Source organism: Liquorilactobacillus mali, assembly GCF_001437155.1.
Classification (GTDB): domain Bacteria; phylum Bacillota; class Bacilli; order Lactobacillales; family Lactobacillaceae; genus Liquorilactobacillus; species Liquorilactobacillus mali_A.
In genome coordinates, this window is sequence record NZ_JQAR01000054.1 from 1 (window position 1) to 2167 (window position 2167).

The 2167-nt window shown below is 32.1% G+C and carries 1 protein-coding gene and 1 pseudogene; one reads left to right on the top strand and one right to left on the bottom strand.

Annotated features, from left to right (window positions below; translation table 11 throughout):
• Positions 1-200 (top strand): annotated as a pseudogene (locus IV36_RS12490) (hypothetical protein); the annotation flags it as partial.
• Between the two features lie 527 nt (positions 201-727).
• On the opposite strand, the gene IV36_RS11630 reads toward IV36_RS12490, so the two are convergent.
• Positions 728-1879, bottom strand: coding sequence for an IS30 family transposase (locus IV36_RS11630; protein WP_056992654.1), 1152 nt, complete (start codon positions 1877-1879; stop codon positions 728-730).
• Positions 1880-2167: the final 288 nt, after the last annotated feature.

A 2167-nucleotide genomic window follows, 5' to 3' on the forward strand; every position in this document is an offset into this window, starting at 1 on the left:
AGATACATATTATATGTACGAAGGCATTTCATTTACACAAGATTCTTGACGCTACCGATAATAATTTACCATATTATGAATTATATCAAGAGCTGATTAAAACTGGAATTACGCACACACATGATTTAGAAATTCTTTCAAAACTCAATCAAAAAAATAATTATGTTGAAGTTTTACAAAGATTTTTGAATACATTATAAAGCACAAGGGTTGTTTATAAATAACCGGTAAAAAGTTATTAGGATTCCTAGATTGATTATGAAAACTCATGTTAAGTATTAATTAGAAGGTAATTATATATTTTTTCATTCATTAACTACTTTCGATAATATATATTATGTAAACTAGAAAAAATAGGGAAATTGTCAAGTCCGAATTTTAATGGTCTCCCTCTCTTCGATTTATACAGCTTTTAAAATGCTGTTAAAACAACGTTTTAACGCATGAAAAAGCAAAAAATAAATTTGAAAAAGAAAAGTAAATTCAAAAAAATTGCAAAAAGTTATGAAAAAAATCAGTCACATAAATTTATGACCGGCAAAATTTCTTCAAATCGCTGGTAAAATTTTTGTGGCTAATTTTGATTTTCAAGTTTAAATTTGTCATTTTATTGATTTATTCAGTGATTTTGATTGATTTACGGTTGATTTTTGCTTAAATTATATTAATTAGTAATAATCATGTATTTTCAAAATAATTAAAGTTTGCTATTGAATTCGCTTAAAAATCAACGCTTTGAAGTGTTTTTGGAGCTTCTTAAATGTCGTTTATAGCCGTATGTACGGTCAATTTCTTGTAATTTACGTCTAAAGACGTCTCTCGGCGTCTTATAATTCAAAACGGCTTTTGGTCTGCTATTGATTTTATGCAAAGAACGTCTTAAATCATCATTTGTAATGTGTTCAAAATGTGTTTTCTTTGGAAAGTACTCGCGCAGCATTCGATTGGCATTTTCATTAGAGCCACGTTCCTCAGGACTATATGGATGTGCAAAGTACGCTATGATCTGAAATTCCTTTTGAACTTTGTTGATCACAAAATGATTTGTAAATTCAAATCCATTATCAAATGTGAATGATTGAACAACATACTTGGAACGCTTTCCAAAAAGATGCATAAACTGATCCAAAACTTTACAGACTGCTTTTCCTGATTGTGAATCCGCTTTTAAAACAATGTAGTAACGCGTTTTACGTTCACAAAACGTCACAAAAACTTTTTTATAGCCCTTCTTTGGCAAAACACAGTCAACTTCCCAATGTCCGAATAAGCGACGACTATTTACCGCGGGCGAACGCTCCTCAATCGAATGTTTAATTGGTCTAATCACCCTTTTTTCCTGTTGTTTCACCCTCCTTTCCTGAATTTTTAGTTCTTCTGCCTGCCGTTCCTTGGCACTCATCTCAAGTAAGCGTGTTGACTTTCGACGTTTAAAACGTTTTTGATAGCGCAAATTATCTTCTGAGACTCCTGGGATCATGCCACGGTAAATCCAGTTATAAATCGTGTTGCGGCTCAATTTAAGTTCCCTATGCGTTTCTGCAATCATTTGTGGTGACCACTTATCGTCTAAGATTCGTCTAGCGATAATTCGGGCTTTTTTCTTGGTATATTTCTTTTTAGTTCCGATTCGACTTTGTCTTAAGTTGGCATATTGCTGGGCTTCTTCTGCGTTGTAGCGATATGCTCGCCATTTACGTGGCATAAGATGATAATCTGAGTAGCGTTGACTTCTGCGAAGTTCATTGTTGATCGTCATAACAGTACGATGTAAGCGGCGTGCAATCTCAGCTTGATTATGGATTTTTTCAATATTCCAGAGATAGTCGATTTGACCACGTTCAAATGCTGTTAAATGTTTATTCCGTTTATTTTTCATTAAATGCCCCTTTCTTACGAAATAAAATAGCCATCATTAAAATGATGACTATTTAAATTATATAATTTATCTACTTATATTTAGGCTTCATTTTCATTACGACTTGATTAAAACGCTTTATTTTTGATATTAAATTACTATCTGCTTGTAATGGTGGTGTAAATATTATGTGTCTTATGGATATTTAATATCAGCAATAGTAAAATATTTCGTCTATTTCTGCGCTAATTAATGCTCCTAAGTCAATATTTGGCACATGTTTTTCTAGACACTTGTTCTGATTCTTTC

Excerpts from the sequence above, each read along its gene's own strand:
- IV36_RS11630 (WP_056992654.1), bottom strand. The coding sequence starts at position 1,879 with ATGAAAAATAAACGGAATAAACATTTAACAGCATTTGAACGTGGTCAA.